This is a genomic window from Bacillus sp. KICET-3, assembly GCF_033261025.1.
In the GTDB taxonomy this organism is placed as follows: domain Bacteria; phylum Bacillota; class Bacilli; order Bacillales; family Bacillaceae; genus Bacillus; species Bacillus sonorensis.
The window spans coordinates 4,476,100-4,492,951 of sequence record NZ_CP137345.1 but is presented as its reverse complement, the minus strand read 5'-3'; the positions used below and the strand labels follow the sequence as shown (position 1 = coordinate 4,492,951).

13 protein-coding genes and 2 pseudogenes are annotated in these 16,852 nt (G+C 45.0%); 8 read left to right on the top strand and 7 right to left on the bottom strand.

The features are described from left to right. Window positions 1-20 precede the first annotated feature (20 nt). From fba to R5H20_RS22845, 6 genes are all read left to right on the top strand, one after another. On the top strand, window positions 21-899 hold the full coding sequence (fba, locus tag R5H20_RS22870; protein ID WP_006639716.1) for a class II fructose-1,6-bisphosphate aldolase: 879 nt from the start codon (window positions 21-23) through the stop codon (window positions 897-899). Between the two features lie 183 nt (window positions 900-1,082). Continuing rightward, a complete protein-coding gene (locus tag R5H20_RS22865) occupies window positions 1,083-2,021 on the top strand; it encodes a DMT family transporter (RefSeq protein WP_006639715.1) in 939 nt (312 codons plus the stop codon). Next, window positions 1,978-3,249, top strand: coding sequence for an ATP-grasp domain-containing protein (locus tag R5H20_RS22860; RefSeq protein ID WP_006639714.1), 1,272 nt, complete (start codon window positions 1,978-1,980; stop codon window positions 3,247-3,249). The genes R5H20_RS22865 and R5H20_RS22860 overlap by 44 nt, the downstream gene beginning before the upstream one ends. Before the next feature lies 1 nt (window position 3,250). After that, window positions 3,251-3,826, top strand: a complete 576-nt coding sequence (locus R5H20_RS22855) for a prephenate dehydratase domain-containing protein (RefSeq protein ID WP_006639713.1) — start codon at window positions 3,251-3,253, stop codon at window positions 3,824-3,826. Beyond that, window positions 3,814-5,043: a DUF6421 family protein gene (locus tag R5H20_RS22850; protein ID WP_006639712.1), complete on the top strand. Its 1,230-nt coding sequence runs from the start codon at window positions 3,814-3,816 to the stop codon at window positions 5,041-5,043. The genes R5H20_RS22855 and R5H20_RS22850 overlap by 13 nt, the downstream gene beginning before the upstream one ends. A 5-nt stretch (window positions 5,044-5,048) precedes the next feature. Further along, window positions 5,049-6,332: a valine--pyruvate transaminase gene (locus R5H20_RS22845; RefSeq protein ID WP_006639711.1), complete on the top strand. Its 1,284-nt coding sequence runs from the start codon at window positions 5,049-5,051 to the stop codon at window positions 6,330-6,332. 32 nt (window positions 6,333-6,364) lie between these two features. Here R5H20_RS22845 and R5H20_RS22840 read toward each other — a convergent pair whose 3' ends face one another. The 5 genes and pseudogenes from R5H20_RS22840 to R5H20_RS22820 form a co-directional block, all read right to left on the bottom strand. Next, window positions 6,365-8,479 carry a cellulose biosynthesis cyclic di-GMP-binding regulatory protein BcsB gene (locus R5H20_RS22840; protein ID WP_006639710.1) on the bottom strand — a complete coding sequence of 705 codons (2,115 nt, stop codon included), beginning with the start codon at window positions 8,477-8,479 and terminating at the stop codon, window positions 6,365-6,367. A gap of 6 nt (window positions 8,480-8,485) precedes the next feature. Then, a complete protein-coding gene (locus R5H20_RS22835) occupies window positions 8,486-9,748 on the bottom strand; it encodes a glycosyltransferase family 2 protein (protein WP_006639709.1) in 1,263 nt (420 codons plus the stop codon). Next, window positions 9,741-11,471 (bottom strand): annotated as a pseudogene (locus R5H20_RS22830) (DUF2334 domain-containing protein). Before R5H20_RS22830 ends, R5H20_RS22835 begins: the two are co-directional and overlap by 8 nt. Continuing rightward, entirely contained in the window at window positions 11,461-12,309 is an 849-nt protein-coding gene (locus tag R5H20_RS22825) for a diguanylate cyclase domain-containing protein (RefSeq protein WP_006639708.1), read from the bottom strand. Before R5H20_RS22825 ends, R5H20_RS22830 begins: the two are co-directional and overlap by 11 nt. After that, window positions 12,290-13,384: a glycosyl hydrolase family 8 gene (locus R5H20_RS22820; protein ID WP_006639707.1), complete on the bottom strand. Its 1,095-nt coding sequence runs from the start codon at window positions 13,382-13,384 to the stop codon at window positions 12,290-12,292. The genes R5H20_RS22825 and R5H20_RS22820 overlap by 20 nt, the downstream gene beginning before the upstream one ends. A 332-nt stretch (window positions 13,385-13,716) precedes the next feature. Here R5H20_RS22820 and R5H20_RS22815 point away from each other — a divergent pair. Beyond that, window positions 13,717-14,176, top strand: a pseudogene (locus tag R5H20_RS22815) (NUDIX hydrolase). A 176-nt stretch (window positions 14,177-14,352) separates the two neighbouring features. Here R5H20_RS22815 and R5H20_RS22810 read toward each other — a convergent pair. Together R5H20_RS22810 and R5H20_RS22805 are read right to left on the bottom strand one after the other, a co-directional pair. Next, window positions 14,353-14,484 (bottom strand): hypothetical protein, encoded by a 132-nt coding sequence (locus R5H20_RS22810; protein WP_255130726.1) that lies wholly within the window; start codon window positions 14,482-14,484, stop codon window positions 14,353-14,355. After that, complete coding sequence (locus R5H20_RS22805) at window positions 14,481-15,584, bottom strand: response regulator aspartate phosphatase (protein ID WP_006639705.1); 1,104 nt, start codon at window positions 15,582-15,584, stop codon at window positions 14,481-14,483. The genes R5H20_RS22810 and R5H20_RS22805 overlap by 4 nt, the downstream gene beginning before the upstream one ends. A 230-nt stretch (window positions 15,585-15,814) precedes the next feature. On the opposite strand from R5H20_RS22805, the gene R5H20_RS22800 reads away from it, so the two are divergent. Next, a complete protein-coding gene (locus tag R5H20_RS22800; protein WP_006639704.1) occupies window positions 15,815-16,765 on the top strand; it encodes a DNA-binding transcriptional repressor DeoR in 951 nt (316 codons plus the stop codon). The last annotated feature ends 87 nt before the right edge of the window (window positions 16,766-16,852 follow it).

Genomic DNA, 16,852 nt, shown 5'->3' with positions numbered 1-16,852 from the left:
TGGAGATAGGAGGGGTGAACGTGGCTTTCGTTTCCATGAAGGAGCTTCTTAGAGAAGCAAAGAATCAGCATTATGCGATCGGACAGTTCAATATTAACGGCCTTCAGTGGACAAAGGCGATTTTACAGGCGGCGGAAGAAGAACGGTCACCCGTCATTGCAGCCGCCTCAGATCGTTTAATCGATTATTTGGGGGGCTTTAAAACGGTATCAGCCATGGTTTCGGCACTGGTTGAAGAAATGTCGATTACCGTTCCCGTCGTCCTGCACCTTGATCACGGAAGCAGTCCTGAACGCTGTAAACAGGCGATTGACGCAGGGTTCAGCTCTGTGATGATTGACGGGTCGCATGATCCGATCGATGAAAATATCGCCATGACAAAAGAAGTCTTATCATATGCCAGACGTTACAATGTGTCGGTTGAAGCAGAGGTCGGCACGGTCGGCGGTATGGAAGACGGCCTGATTGGCGGAGTGAAATATGCAGACCTTGAAGAATGCAAACGTCTTGTGAAAGAAACCGATATCGATGCATTGGCTGCCGCTCTCGGCTCAGTCCACGGCAAATATCAAGGCGAGCCAAAGCTGGGATTCAAGGAAATGGAAGAGATCTCTGCTGCAACCGATGTTCCGCTTGTTCTCCATGGGGCTTCGGGAATCCCGGCTGATCAAATTGCAAGAGCGATCAAACTCGGCCATGCGAAAATCAACATTAATACCGAATGCATGGTGGCCTGGACTGAAGAAACCCGGAGCATGTTTAAAGAAAATCTGGATTTATATGAACCGCGCGCCTATATGGCGCCTGGGATCAGCGCCGTCAAGGAAACGGTAAAAAGCAAAATGAGGGAATTCGGGTCATCCGGCAAAGCGGCCGCGGCCCGCAAATTGAATGTCTAACGATTCCGCTTACACTCACTGCATTATGGTGAGTGTTTTTTTATATATAATTGTTAAGAGATTCTAAATGTTATTGACTGCAATTGATATAAAAGTTATAATTTCCCTCATAATCCATTTCGATCAGAAAAGAGGTAATTTTCTGAAAATAGCAAGACGATAACGAATAAGGTGAAGTGTAATATGCTGACAAATCTTTTCAAGTACCGTGTATATGTTTTATTTGGGCTTTTATGCTTAATCGGCGGCACGACGTGGGCTGTGCAAAAAACCGGACTGAAGGACAGCCTGCCGTTTTGGTCGGCCGGCATGCGTTTTATGATTGCGAGCGTCATCATTGCCGCATTTCTTTTGATGCGGAAGCAATTTGTTTTCTCAAAGGAACTGCTAATGCTATCTTTTTTCAATGGCATCATGTATTTTTCCATTCCTTTTGGCTCTGTCTATTGGGCTTCGCTTTATTTGCCAAGCGGATTGGTATCCATTTTAGCAGCGAGCATCTCCGTCTTTGCTTTGATCATCAATCGGCTGGTAAAAGGAACCCCGGCGACAAAGATTCAAAAGTGGGGCATCGTCCTCGCTTTGCTCGGCATTATGGTCGTATTTGGAAATCAGTTGTTTATCAAGGTTGATGTGATTGAAATCATCGCCATGGCCGTGATTTTATGCGCGATGTTCGGTTCAGCTTTTATCCAAATCAAAGTGCAGCAAAAAATCCGCACGCTTCCGATTTTAAGCTTCAATTCTTTGTCCATGCTGAGCGGCGGAATGGTGTTGCTGATCAGCAGCTTTATTTTCGAAAGCGGAACAAGGACATTTTCCGGCATCAGCCTTTATTCATTATTATACCTGGCGATCGTTGGATCGATATTGGGTTTTTGGATTAATATTTATTTGCTGAAAAAATGGCACATCTCAAAAGCGACTTCACATCTGTTTATCTCCCCTGTCATTGCTCTCTATATCGGTTTTCTTTTTTTGGATGAACAATTAAACGCAAATATTTATGCAGGAACATTGTTTGTGATTTTTGGAGTGATGTTTATTAACCTAAAAAAAGAAGAGAGGATCGCGAAAATTGACAAAGCTCAACAAACACTTGGCCATCATATGCCAAAATAAACAGTTGCCTTTTATTTTTGAAGAAGCGGAGCGTTTAGGAATAGAAGTTACTTTTTTTTATCATTCGAGGGAAGATTCCCCGGGAAATCTTCCGTCAGTGGTCAGGTCTGTGGGGATCCCGCTGTTTGAAAATGAAGATGAGGCAATGGATATCGTGAAGAAAACATTTGTCGAATTTCCATTCGACGGAGTCATGACATTGTTCGAGCCCGCGCTCTGTTTTACCGCCAAAGCCGCTGCGGAATTAAAGCTTCCCGGCCTTCCTTTAAAAACGATTGAAAACTGCCGTAATAAGAACGAAACCCGCAGCATTCTTCAGCAAAACGGTCTAAATACGCCGCTCTTCTATGAAGTGGCTGCATATGAAGACTTGGAGAATGTGGAACTGACATTTCCTTTAGTCGTGAAACCGATCAACGGCTTTTCAAGCCAGGGCGTCGTTCGGGCCGATGACCGCAAACAGCTCTTAGAAGCGATCAAAAAAGTGGAGGTGATCAATCAAGGGGACCTTAAACAGTTTGTCAAAGGGAAAAGAGGCATTGTCGTTGAGCAATTTATCGACGGGCCCGAATTTGCGATTGAAACATTGTCTGTTCAAGGCAAGGTCCACGTTTTGTCGATCGGCTATAAAGGCAATAGCAAAGGACCTTTTTTTGAAGAAGGCGTCTATATTGCGCCGGCGCAATTGGATGACCAATCGCGCGCTTCGATCATCAAGGAAGTAACGGGCGCCGTTTCAGCGTTAGGCATTCGCCACGGACCGGCACATACCGAATTAAGGCTGGATAAAACCGGAAAGCCTTATGTGATTGAGGTAGGGGCGAGAATAGGCGGATCCGGCATTTCTCATTACATCGTAAAAGAGAGTACGGGCATCAATTTTATGAAACTGGTCATTCAAAATGCCTTTGAACCGCTGGACAAGCATCTTGAAGAGATTCGCGCGGAAAGGACGGCCGGAAACTACATCATTCCCGTACAGGGTTCGGGTATATTTGAACAAATCGATGGCCTTGAAGCCGTCAAACAAATGCCGGAGGTCAAGCGGGTTTTTCAATTTATCAAAACCGGGGCCGAGATTCTTCCTTACCCGCACTTTTCCGGATACCCGGGGTTTATTTTAACAAGTCATGATTCATATGAGGAATGCGAATCGTTTTACCGTAAATTGGATGATGAGCTTGCCATCATTTATAAAAATAACCTGACGGGTACAATAGGAGGTTAAGATGATCGCGACTAAAGTGCAGGAAGATCAAGCCGTGATGATTGTTCACACATTAGGTCCAAGAGGTACAAATTGTGAAAAGGCGGGCCTCTTATGGCTTAAGAACCAAGGGCTTCAAGGGGAAGTCAGACTGTATGAAACACTTGAAGAAGCATTGCCGCATGTAAAAATGACTGAAAATTCTGTCCTGTTGGGCTGTGCGGTCTACCCGTTATTGCACAACATCGTATTTGAGAATTTACTGGATTTAGAAATCATTGATAGTTTTGTTATGCCGACATATAACATGGTGTTTGCCGCAAAGCCAAACACGAAAGAAGCAGATATCAAAACAATCGCTTCCCATCCTGCACCTGCTCATCTTGCAAAACTGTTCAGTGATGAAGTTCAATTGGTCAACAGCAACTCCCAAGCGGCGATTGCATGCGCGTCAAATGCAGCTGACGGCTGCATTACAACGATTAAAGCTGCTGATGAGAACCATTTGCAGGTCATAAAAGATTTCGGTGAAGTGCCGATGTGTTTTACCATTCACGGGCTTCAAAAACATGAAGGAGGAAACCGATGGAGACGTTGACGCGTGATATTGTCAATTTGGTAGACGAAAAGATTGTGCCGCAGGTTCATGAACTGCAGACATATCAAAACGAAAAAGGTGAAATTGCAGAAAACCGCGAGAGGGCAAAACAGCTTCTGCTGCAGTTGAGCGAAGACGCGGGCATGATATATGAGGCGGTTGATTTACAAGATGCGGCTTCCGCTTTCAAAGAGGATGTCCAGGATTGGATCAGCCGCGGATTGGGAGAGACTCCGTATTTTGACCGTTTATTAACGGCCTACCGCCCTCCGCAAGACCAGGAAGCGACCTTCTTTCTCGCTCCTGTCGTGACGCCCAACGGGCCGCATACAAAAGGCTGTTTTTTTGAAGCGTTTTTCGCCGTTCGAGACGAGCCGGCGATGATGAAGCCGATTGAAGAGGAGCTGCCCCACCCTGAAAACGGCTGCCAATCGCTCAAGCTGATCACAGGAACAAAGGGGTTCACAGAGGAAAAATGCATCGTGTTTTTCCCGGAGAATGTCAAAACAAAAGAGAAAATCACCTCGCAAACGTTTGCGATATTTTATTTTAATAAGTTTTATCAAATCTATCATGAAGATACATTAAAAAGGGCAAAAGCCATTTTTGAAAACGTCTCTTTCAAGTCGGCGAATATATCTCCGGAAAGCACATATGAAGCAAGGGTTCTCTGGGGATATTTGCACGACTATTACCATCACTGCGGCAAAAAGCCGTTTCATAAACATATTCACGCGAAAATGAATTTTTTTGCGGGAATATTGGAAGAAATCAAAGTGGACTGCCAATCGATCCTGGCTTTATCACAGCGGCAATATAAGGATTGGGAAGAAATCATTGAGTTCGTCCTGTTTGAACGGCTGCTGCGATATCCAAGCCAGCATAATGCCACACAAAACTTCGACTCGGGAACAGGCTTTTTCCTGTTCAGCTGGCTCATTGAAAACGGCCACTCCATCCAAAGGGGAAAAGAAAAGCCCATATCATTCGATCTTTCCTTATGCATGGACGATTTGAAAAAGCTTGTCGCAGAAATAGAAGAATTAGAAGAAATAGAAGATGACATCGAATATAAAAAAGAGGCGGAACGCTATGTCAGGCAGTATTTGCCGCCCGGAAACAAAGGGGAGCGGTTTAGCGTCCCGCCGCAATATTTTATATATGATACAAACAACCAAATCGATACGCCTTATCTAATATTTCACAATGAGAGGTAAAAGCATTGAAACCAAACCTAAGCCTCATCGGTCAGAAAATGAATAAAAAGACAGGAGTCAGGGCGGTGATGGGCGATATTCAGGAAGTACTCGCAGACGGCTCCAAGCAATATACGAATTTGAGCGCTGGCAATCCGATGATTCTGCCGGAAGCGGCCGCAATGTGGGAATCGGCTTTGGCAGACTTGCTCGAAGACGGCAAAATCGCTCCGATTATCAGCCAATACGGATCAAGCTATGGAACGGACGAGCTGATTCAAAGCATTGTCCGGTTCTTTTCTGAACATTATGATCTTGAGCTTCAAAAAGAGAATGTATTGATTACCGCGGGAAGTCAGCAGTTGTTTTTTCTTGCCATCAATTCTTTTTGCGGTCCGGGAAGCGACTTTGTGGTGAAAAAAGCCTTAATACCAATGCTTCCCGATTATTCGGGTTACAGCGGTACGGCATTGGACTTGAGCATTGTGGAAGGGATTCCACCGCTGATTCATAAATTGGATCGTCACATGTTCCGGTATGAATTGGATCGGGAGAGCTTTTTAAGGAAAATGCGGAACGACCATGAGATCGGCGCCGTCGTAATGTCCAGGCCGAATAATCCGTGCGGAAATATTCTGACCGAGGAAGATGTTCGGTTCATTTCTGAGGCGTGCCGCGAGGCCAATGTTCCGCTCTTCATCGATTCCGCATATGCGCCGCCATTTCCGGCGCTTAACTTTATTGACATGGAGCCCGTTTTTAATGATCAGATCGTTCATTGCATGAGCCTTTCGAAGGCGGGGCTCCCAGGTGAAAGAATCGGAATCGCGATCGGTCATTCCCGATATATTCAAGTCATGGAGGCTTTCCAGTCAAACACGGCGATTCATTCTTCAAGATTAGGTCAGTATATGGCGGCAGCCGTTGTCAATGACGGACGCCTTGCCGCTGTTTCACAGCATGAGGTCCGGCCTTACTATGAGAAAAAATTCCGGCTGTTAAAGGATACGCTGTTTGCTGTCATGCCGGACGATATCAAATGGTATTTGCACAAAGGAGAAGGAGGGCTATTCGGATGGCTGTGGTTTGAGAATCTGCCGGCATCAGATATAGAGTTGTACAGACAATTGAAAGCCAAACATGTCATCATCGTGCCCGGCGCCTCATTCTTTCATCATACATCAAGTCATTTGCCTCATGCCCGGGAGTGTATCAGGATCAGCTTGACGGCGGCGGATGAAGATATTAAAAGGGGAGTCGGCCTTTTAGCCGAGGTCGTCAGAGAGATGTGTAAAAAAAAGGTGTTGTGATCAAACACAACACCTGGTTTCAGGGGCTGACATCAGCCCCTGTCTGTTTTTCTCTTTTTGCGTCTTACCGCTATCCAGATCGAAATGACTGCTATCGCCATGATGAAAACCAGGATGCCGACATACAGCAGCATATGTTGCTGATTGCCTTTTTCTGTTTCAGCCGGCTGCGTTCCGCTCGTTTTTGAGATGAGCTGCTGGTGGTTTGTGAACACCTGCCGGCTGTCTGTTTCATTCATGACGGTCGCTGTGTCGCTATTGCTGTTCAGAAAGCTGATCATTTCTTTTGTGACTGCTGTGCCTTGACCGCTTAATGGCGCAAACACAGCCATCGAATAATTTGAATCCCATAGTGACGCTTGGGTAAATGCGACTCGTTTCGTTGTTTCATTCAGCATCTGAAAGGCTGACACGTCGAGTGCTCCGTTTTTCGCCACCTGCACAGCCAAATCGGCTGCTTTCTCTTTTAGAAGCGAAAATTCGTTCACGGCGCCGATGAAAATGATATTCCGGCCTTTTGCATCATTCGCTTTGACTTCAGATGCTTTCTTTACCGTGAATGACTGCTGAGCTTCGCTGCCGAAGGAATCTGTCACAAGTGAAAGCTCGTGAAGCTTCGATTGATCCACTCGGTCAGGAAGGATCATCAGTGTCGTGTTGTTCTGGTCTCCCGCATAAGGAAGCGGCCAATCCTGAAAATCGGCGGTCGCTGATGTATCGCCCACAGAGTAGGACAGTGTGCTGTTTTTATCGATGAAAACCCATTTGTCGTCGTCTGTCGAGCTGCAAGGATTATTCTCCTTCAAGCCTGAAGTGACGAATTGAATATCAATATAGCGGTTTTTTTGCAAAAGCTTTGGATCGACTTTTAAGGAGACATGATAAAAGCCGTTTTTATCTTCTTTCCCCAAGTCTTCAAGATCGATAGAGTGGGGCTGGCCATTGATCATCACCTTCAGCTCTGCATCTTTCGCAGAAGCTTCGCTTTCGGCCGCAGCCTTTTGAATCGATGCCGATTTTTTCAAGGCAAGAGACAGCTTCGCCGGCTGATTCTTGTCCAATATCGCCGGGACAGGATAGTAATAATGCTCTGAAGATGTTTGGTCAGACCCGATTGTCAAATCCCCCGCCCCGAAATTCTCAAGTGTCAGATCATGGCCGCTCTGATTTGTATGATGTATGAGCTTGCCGATCTCCAATGTTTCTCCGCTGAGCTGGCTGCTGTATGTTTTATCGGTAATGACGCTGATCTTATCAGTCAGCACATCATCGGAAGCGGCAGTGACAAACAGTACGGGCTGTTGTCTGTCGTTGGCTTTCAGCACCCGTTCCGCAAGCAAAAGCTTTTCTCCATGCGCTTTCAGGTTTCCCTGTTTCAACAGCTTTTTCACCTTGCCGTTCCAATGCTGCTGAACGCCGATAAACATCGTCGGCCTGTCGATCCGCTTCACATCGGACTCATTCAGGAGCTTAGTTCTGATGCTGCTGTCCACTGTGTGAAGATAGCTTTCTGTTTTGACCGCTGCTTCTATTTCTGCCGAACTTGGATCATCAGGGATCACGATCGCCGCTTCTTCCTCTGTGTTTCCTGATTGGGCAAAGGGATATGGATAATGTTCAAGAGCTGTTCCCTTTAATCCGCTGTTATCTCCCAATGTCAGACGGCTGTCCGGATAAATTTTGATCCAGTTGCCGGAAGAATCCTGCCTGACACAGACGCCTTCTTTCAAGACTCCGTAAAACTTCAGCGATAAGCTGTGATAGCCTTGAGATGATTGGCTTTTGTTCAACGAAAGCTTCAATGTTTTCCGTTTTGAATCCCCATCAAGCTTTACCGTTTTCACCGGTTCGCCATCGATTTCCGCCGTTAGAGAAGAAGGGGGGATTAAAAGGTCTGACGCCTCATATTCAATCGCCAGCTGCTGCTGGGCGGAGGAGGAGCCGGCCGGAATTTGATAGGTCAGTTCTGTACTGTCTTTTGCTCCATACATGGCAATCAGGTCGCTTGAGAGCACCTGCTGCTTGGCCTGTGAATGGCTGTTCTCCCCCAGAATTGAGCCATCGACCTTCACCTCTTTTGCCAAAGCTGTTTGTCCGGCCATAGCCGCCAGCATGAAGCTTATCAGACATATAATTGTATATTTCAAAAAAAGTCACCCGCTTTTCCTTTGATTGTATCGTTCTGTTTTGTACCACTTCACTTCCTGCTTGAATAGGCGGTGCTTGAGTTCTACGAATAGGGAGTAAATCACGAGCACAATCCAAGCCTGTGAGTATGTAAAGTACATCAGAAAAACGATGAAAAAGTTTTGCCTGTTCATTTCTGTTTTTTCGATGCTTAATGTGATCATGACCTCTGTCATAAATAGAAAGAAGGCCAAGATCCATAAAATCATCGACAAAAAACCGACTGAAAGGTGCAAATCATAAAATAAATTCACAATAAAAATTGTATTAGACATAATCACGCCAAAGAAAAACAAAAAATACGTAAAGAAGAAATAAAACAAATCAAAGATAATCCGTTTTCGTTTCAGCTTGAAAAATTGCGATAGAAATTTCAGGACGACATATTGATTGCCGCGCGCCCATCTTGTCCGCTGGCGCCACCAGACCTTCCACGTTTCCGGTTCCTGCTCCCATGTAACAGCCGCCGGAAAGAAGCGGATGTGGTAGCCGAGGTTATACACGCGGATCGTAAGCTCGGTATCCTCTGCCAGCGCTTTATCATCCCAGCCGCCAAGCTGTTCGATGATGCTTCTGCGGATCGCAAAGTTGGTGCCGGGAATCGTTGCGATTTTGAACCATTTCCATCTTCCGCCCTGCGCCATCCACTGAAAACAGATCGTTTCAATGTTGATGAATTTTGTCAGAAGTGTTTTTGCGGCATTGATGACGCGGAATTTTCCTACCACGGCTCCGGCCTTCTGATCGTTCATCAGTCCGAGAACAAGGTAATATACGGCCATCTTCTCCGGGGTGTTGTCGGCGTCATAGACGCAAATGACATCACCGTTCGATTCGGCAAAACCGCAGTTCAGAGCCGAGGATTTTCCTTTTCCGGCGTGAGGCGGTTTGGTCACGACCATTTTAATAAACCCGTATTGTCTCGAAAATTCATTCACGATCTCGCCTGTCCGGTCTGATGAATTGTCGTTGATGACGATAATCTCCAGCCGATCCTTCGGATAATAGAGGTTTACCATTGCCTTCAGCGTCTGCCGAATCACGACCTCTTCATTATGCGCCGGAATCAGAACGCTGACCTTCGGAAGGTCCTTCAAGTTCTCTCTCCACTTCGGAATGTTCAGTTCGTAGGTCATGTAGTGCCGGAATCCGCCCTGCATCAGGAACATATGATACAGAAGCATGACCCATATTAAGCTTAACGAGATAAAGAACAGAACATTACCCACGGCTTTTTCTCTCCTTAAAGATTCGTTTTTTTAATGTGGCTCTCAAGTAAAGGGTATAGCTCACAAACATGACAACAAACAAGAGCACGACTGCTGAGAGAATCCATAGCGCCTTTTCCAGCGGGCTTTGCTGATGATGGTCGAAAAACTTTTCAACGGCATTGACCTTGCTGTTTACTTGAATGGTTCCGTTTCCGTTTGTGTGAATTTCCACTTTGTCTGTTTTTACGGTTTGCTTCGTTTTCTTTAAATCGAGCCAGCGGCTATTCGGAATGCGTTCCATCTGGTCGACAAGCTCCGGCAAATAGGTCATTCCCAGATAGGGATGGTAAAATGCTCCTGCCACTCCGCCTTCAAAATCGATCATTTGCGAGGTGTGCTCTTCTATACTGCCGAGCGGATTCTAATCTGATGCATCGACATAGCCGAGTGTTTCAGGATACAGCGTCATGCCGTGCAGCATGGCGGGTTTCGTTACAAAAGGACCTGTGCCGGACGTTTTCCACGTTGCATCACTTAGCTGGACCTGTCCGATGATGCTTGAGAAATATTGAGAGGCAATTTGGTAGCCTTGCTCTGACATCGTATAGTGCGGTGCCTCAAATGCGAGCGGATACAGCCCTTCCGCGGTTAAATCCTCAATAGCGTGCGTCAGTTTTTTTCGCGTATAGGTTTCTTCATTTTTCCGGAACGGTTTCAAATAGTTGTGATAAGCCGTTTCATTCGGAAAATCCTGTTCTTTTTGTAAAATTGACGGGGAATCCTCGGCATTTTGCGATGTGATCGGCTGATCTGCCTCAGCATCCCAAAATTCGAACCCTTCCCCGGTTTCACTGTAGCGGTAGGCGTGGGTATATCCGTGCACAACCACACTGCCGCCCATGTTCTGCAGTTTTCGCAATGTTTTGACAAGCTTCGGCTTATCAGCTAAATAGACTTTGTCGCCTGTTTTAGGGTTCAGATAGACCGGGATGACGGCCAGGATAAAAGGAATATGTCTTTTATGCAGGTAGGTTCCGGCTTCAAGCAGCAATTTTTCATCTGACATCGGGCTGATATCCTCCAGCCGGAGATATAAAAGCGTGCTGCCTGCAGGTTCCCCAAATGCTTCTCTGACCCGTTTCGCCACGAACAGGTAGTTGTTTTGCAGATTCGTCAAGCCGATGTATACATTTGACTGCTCGGTTTTCCATATAAACGGATGGGATGTCCCATCATTAGATTTGTGTGTGTATAAAGCTTTTCCTTTCAGCCCTGAGACGTCCAGCACATCGAGCCCGGTTTCCAAAGAGGCCTCGTTTTTCTCAGTGCTGCTGCGGACTTGGTACACATTTTCTTTGCGTGTCAGCGATAGGCCGGAAAATTGGCTGATTTGCCCGGCATTAAAGCCGATTGCAACCACCTGCTTTTGGAAGCCGCTGATCAGTGACACCAGCTCTTTGCTCAGCTTTCTTTTCGTTTGGCCGAAATAAATGACCCGTTCTTTTCCCTCAAGATCAGATGAGGTAACATCCGCATCTTTTTTGACGGTTACATGCGAGGTAAAATGTCCCGCCAGTAAATCAAGCATTTTCACATGGGAAGACTTTTTCCCATCGATGGTTGTATAGATGATGAGAATTCCGTGATTCTCCCGTTTTGCTTGGGCGGAGCCGGGAACATAAAAAACGGCCGAGAGGATGAGTACAGTTGCGTATAGAAGTCGTATCGGCTTACAGTTCATTCATCATCATCTCATTTTCCAGTTCTTCTAAAAATTGATCAGCCGTTTTCAAATCTTTTCGATAGGATAAGTAACAGACATGGAAGGTTAAGCTGACATATTTGCCATTTTCCAGCTGATACGTGTCCAGCTGGTTTTTCAGCTTTGATAGGACAGCAGGCATATGTTCCGCAGGTGTGTGAGTCAGTACGATGCCGAACCGTTCCTCAGAGGGGCGGAATTTTTTATCCGTTTCCCGTACAAGCGATCTGATTTGACTGCTCACAAATTGAAAGAGGCGATCGGTTTCTTTTTCACCGTATAAGGACTTAAACTCTTTGAAATAATGGAGCTGAAGCAGCAAAAAAACAAAGGAGTTGCCATACCGCTCCGCCCGTTTGATTTCTTCAGAGAGCTCAAGCTTCATTCTCTCTGCATTATCAAAACCCGTCACTGTGTCAATCGCTACAAAGCTTTTGATTTCAGACTGAAGCCGCTTGACTGAATGATGAAGCTCTTTCGCGATATCATGGATTCTTCCTGATAAAAAGGACAGTACCAAAAGCGCAGCCCCCCAGAACGCGAGCATTCGCATTCCTTCATCAGCCGGAAAAGGCACAACTTGCTCGGCATGAAAAAACATCATTAAAGTCCCGAGAATAAACACGATGATAAAGGTGCCTGATAGTGCGTAAATCGGACCGAGCCAAATCCCCGCGCCGATCACGGCAAATGTGATGCAAGTCATCAACACGCCTTCAGGCTGCTGGACGGCATAATGCAAAAAAAGAGAAAGGGCCGCGACGAACCCTGTTATATAGGCAAATATTTTCTGTGATTCATTGAATGACATTTTCATCAAAAAGTTTCCTTTCAGCCAATAATGGCAGCAGGTTGTCAAAAGAGTGCGTATTGCTGCCGCTCATATATCCCCCGTAATAGGCAGCGGATGGGTCAAGAATTTCGAAAGAAGTCATTTTTTCATATATCGCTTTGACCACGCTTCTGTCTTCATGTTGTTTCATTAAAAATAAAATGGCCAAAGCGTAAACGGATGGAGACTCATATTGAACAGCCGGCTTTTTTGTATTCGCCCAATACCGTCCATACAGCTTTCCGTTCGTTTGAAATTCCTGCTTGATCCAATCCGCCATAGCAGCGGCTTTTGTATCCCCAGGCTGCAAGTGCCAAGCCGTGTACAGTTGATCAATGAGATTGACTTCACTGTCATAGCTGTATTCCTTTTTCTCTGTGCTGTACATTTTCGGCAGAAAGCCGTTTTTCAGAGGAGCAAGATCTAGAATGTTTGTGTTCCGCTGTTCAGTTTCTTCATCTATGGTTCCGTACTTTTTCAAAACAGATAGTGCGTCAGGCATGATATATGAAAGGGTGATATCCTTCGCCGCTGCTCGGGAAGAGGAATCGTAAAAATCAGTGAATATCCCGTTGTTCATGTTGTACGATTTTATGGCAGCGCCGATTTTCCGGGCGGTTTGCTCATACTGGCTGTTGCCCCATAGAGCGGCAGCTTGATCCAGACTCTGCATGATTCTGAGATCATCGATCAGTGCGTTTGTTCGGCTTGCTTGACCGTCTTGAATTTTCCATGAAATCAGGCCGTTGTTCAACAAAAAGGATTCGTTCAGGTGCTGATATTGCTCTTGAAAATGTGAACGGTCCCTTTTGGCGGCCAAAAATTCCATCCATAAGCCGAGCGATTCTGATAAGTAGACAGGCTGATCGGAAAGATCGGTTCTGATCAGCCACTGATCATTCATTAAATGATGGTAAACAAAGTACTCGGCAGGCTGTAGCGGTTCATTGGCGGTATCTGCGGCCGTTTGTTTTTTCGACTTGCTTTCAGCTACAATGCAACCGGCGGAAAGACTGATAAATAAACAGCATAAGATAATCCCTGTCAATATATGCCTCACGGACACATCCCCCCTGATTCGTTTCCTTACATATTTCATATATTATAAATGAAAAATTGGAGATTGCTAGATTTTTTTCGGTCTTTCTCATCATTTTCGAATCAGGACTTTAAGATCAATAAAAAGCTGTGCATTATTTGCACAGGATAGGGCATTGCACTTTGCGCTATCCGGATGTGAAGGGGGGACATAGTGAAGCAAAACGCTTTTTTAAAAGGCTCTGTTATAGGTAAATGTTGATATTTGATACCTATACGATTCCTTGATATAATCATAAATAGAAACAAGTGTTCGATGAGGTATAATTTCCAAAGAGAACTGAGGAGAAATGGATGTCGCAAAATGGAATTGTTTTAGTAGCAAGTGTATCAATCTTTAGTGATGATAAAGTCTTGATTATAAGAGAGAATAAACCTGCTGCTGTTAATAAATGGAACTTTCCGGGTGGACGTATCGAATATGGAGAGGACATTCTCTACTCAGCTCGAAGGGAAGTTAAAGAGGAAACTGGGTTGGACGTAAACCTGATTTGCCACTACTGGTATATATAATTTTATCAGTAGTACGAACAATCAAGTTATTTTATTTCATTTTATTGGTGAAGTTACTGGAGGTTCTTTAAATCTCGAAGAAGATGAAATTTCAGACAGCAAGTGGATAAAAGCAAATGACCTTGTCACATTTGAAAACGAAGATTTACGAGAACCAAATGTAATAAAGCAAATAATTGATAACTTATTAAAAGAGAATTTACACTCAATTAGCGTGTATAATGAGCAACTGATTAAATAGTTCTTAATGAGCTGACGGGGATGTTGGTTTAACAAGAATGGAGGAAACCGTAATAAATAGGGTTTCCTATATATTTTTATGCATGATCAGCATTAAAATTCAACAGAGCCTTTTAAAAAGAAAAAGGCGTTGTGAAAAAACACACAACACCTTTTTCTTGAATAACGCTCTTCATATTAGCCGAAACCGGCGTTTTCCGTGACCTTCACCGGGATTTGACTTACTGCCTTCTGATCTGACACTCCATGGGAAGTGACCCCTGCTGTCAGTATGCCGAGTAGCAATGCGACGCCTGCCAGTTTTTTCATGAAACCGCCTCCGTTAATTTGAAAATTTGATCTTTCGCATAGCACGCTTTTTCAAAATATTTGGCTGAGTGCACATAGTTGTTTTCCTGTTTGAAGTATTTCGCACAGTTGATTGCCAGGTCGGCTACGTCTGACCAATGCTGTTGCCTTTCCAGATGTTTAAGGCCTTGATCGATTCCATCCGGATCGCATTTCTCATACAGGGAATGTATGATGAAGAGTTTGGACTGGAATTCAGTCTGCTCCTTTTTCGAAGCGAGGGATGCCGCTTTTTGGTACCAGTGACGCGCCTCTGCATACAGTCCCATTTTGTAGAGAACACGGCTCAGCATGTATTTGGACCGCAGAGAAAAGACGGATTGCCGATGTTCTGGAATGTTCAATGCTTTTTCAAAGCACTGTCTTGCTTCAAGCAGCTGGTCATGACGTTCATAGCAAATTCCCAAATTCATGCAGGCAAGTCCGGCCGATCGGAAATCTCCGGCTGCAGAAGCTTCGCCGTATACCTTCCGATAAAGCTCTTCGGCTTCATGAAACCGCTGAAGGTCTACATAATTGGCGGCAATCACCATTTTGCTTTTGAGTGTTTTGCTTGTGTATTCGTCATGTGCTTGAAAGGATTCCAGCGCTTTTTCAGCATGGTTTAATGAAAAAATGTTTTGTCTGATTTCATAGTAAGCAATGGCCAGATGATAGTGGAATTCGGCTATTTCGATTTCATCAGGGATTTTGTAAAGTGAATGTTCGGCAATTTTGTAGAAGTTGATGGCGGTGATGAAGTCTTTTTTATAAAACTCATACATTCCGCTGAAAAAATAGAAATAGTATTGAATCATGTTGTCCGTGCCGATTTCTTCCGGTGTTTTATTGATGTTTTTTAAGAGTGTTCCGGATTCCTCATACCGTTCTGTCAACAGTTTGAATCGCGAATCAATGAGGTTGAAATACAGAAGCACATCCTGATTTTCTTCCATCGCATCAAGCGTCCTCTTAATTTCTTCCCTCATGGCGGCCGCCTCTGTAATGTTGTTCTGCCTGATCAGCCCGTACCATTGATTCAAGCTGTTTCCCACTGCTTCGAATGCGATTTTTGCTGCCACTCTTCACCCTCCATTCACCAATATGGTAACCTCCCCTACATTACCCATTTTATCATAATAATGGTATATTAATAGTTATAAACAGTACAAGTTTACTATAGTCAACATGGCATATAACGCCGGCAGAAAGACTTGCTTCAGCCGGGATGTGCATCAGCGTTCCGGCTGGTTGAAAAAGTCTGCAAGGGTATATATGATGGTATGAAGCGATACTAAAGGGGAGGCTTGTGATGGACAGGGAAAAACAGCAATTGAGCATTGAAGCTGCAAGACTTTATTATCAGTCTGATTACAGCCAGCAGCAAATCGCTGAACAGCTTCAAATTTCAAGGCCGACAGTATCCAGGCTGCTGCAATATGCAAAGGAAAAGGGGTATGTACAGATCCGCATCATGGACCCGTTTGAGGACATGGATGCGCTCGGTTCGATGCTTGAAGAGAAATACGGTCTGCTTGAGGCGCACGTCGTTTTTTCACCGACGGAGGATTATACGATCATCACGCACTATCTCAGCCGCTACGGTGCGGAATATATGCACGGCGCCGTTAAAGATGGCGACATCGTCGGCGTCAGCTGGGGAACGACCATGTATCAGGTTGCACAAAATCTCCACGCCAAACAAGTGAAAGGCGTAGAGGTCGTCCAGTTGAAAGGCGGGATCAGCCATTCACAAGTCAATACATATTCGGCAGAAACAATTCAGCTGTTTGCCGAGGCTTTTCAAACGATGCCGAGATATCTCCCGCTCCCGGTCGTGTTTGATCATGCCGAGGTTAAACAGATGGTAGAGCAAGACCGCCATATCAAACGGATCATGGAGATGGGCAAACAAGCCAACATCGCGCTTTTTACGGTTGGAACGGTTCGCGATGAAGCACTGCTGTTCAGACTCGGCTATTTCAGCGAGAAAGAAAAATCCCTGCTCAAAACAAAAGGCGTCGGCGACATTTGTTCGCGGTTTTTTGATGCTGATGGAAACATATGCAGCGAAGCCATCAATGCCAGAACAATCGGTGTAGAGCTGGGGGATTTAAGGGAGAAGGAACGATCAATTCTCATCGCCGGCGGCCTGAGGAAAACGGCTGCCATTCACGGGGCGCTGAAAGGCAAATACGCCAATGTGCTGATTATCGATCAGCATACGGCAAAGGAATTGTTAAAAAAGGGTCAGGAAGATTGACCTTGAATTAACGTTATTTTCTAATGAACAAAATTTCATGTGGTAATTTACATTTGTTCAAAAATCAGTTATGCTGAAACTATCTTA

What these genes read in the sequence shown, in the direction of transcription:
- R5H20_RS22865 (WP_006639715.1), top strand. Translation starts at nt 1,083, where the DNA reads ATGCTGACAAATCTTTTCAAGTACCGTGTATATGTTTTATTTGGGCTT.
- R5H20_RS22855 (WP_006639713.1), top strand. Translation starts at nt 3,251, where the DNA reads ATGATCGCGACTAAAGTGCAGGAAGATCAAGCCGTGATGATTGTTCAC.
- R5H20_RS22850 (WP_006639712.1), top strand. Translation starts at nt 3,814, where the DNA reads ATGGAGACGTTGACGCGTGATATTGTCAATTTGGTAGACGAAAAGATT.
- R5H20_RS22825 (WP_006639708.1), bottom strand. Translation starts at nt 12,309, where the DNA reads ATGAAAATGTCATTCAATGAATCACAGAAAATATTTGCCTATATAACA.
- R5H20_RS22810 (WP_255130726.1), bottom strand. Translation starts at nt 14,484, where the DNA reads ATGAAAAAACTGGCAGGCGTCGCATTGCTACTCGGCATACTGACAGCA.
- R5H20_RS22800 (WP_006639704.1), top strand. Translation starts at nt 15,815, where the DNA reads ATGGACAGGGAAAAACAGCAATTGAGCATTGAAGCTGCAAGACTTTAT.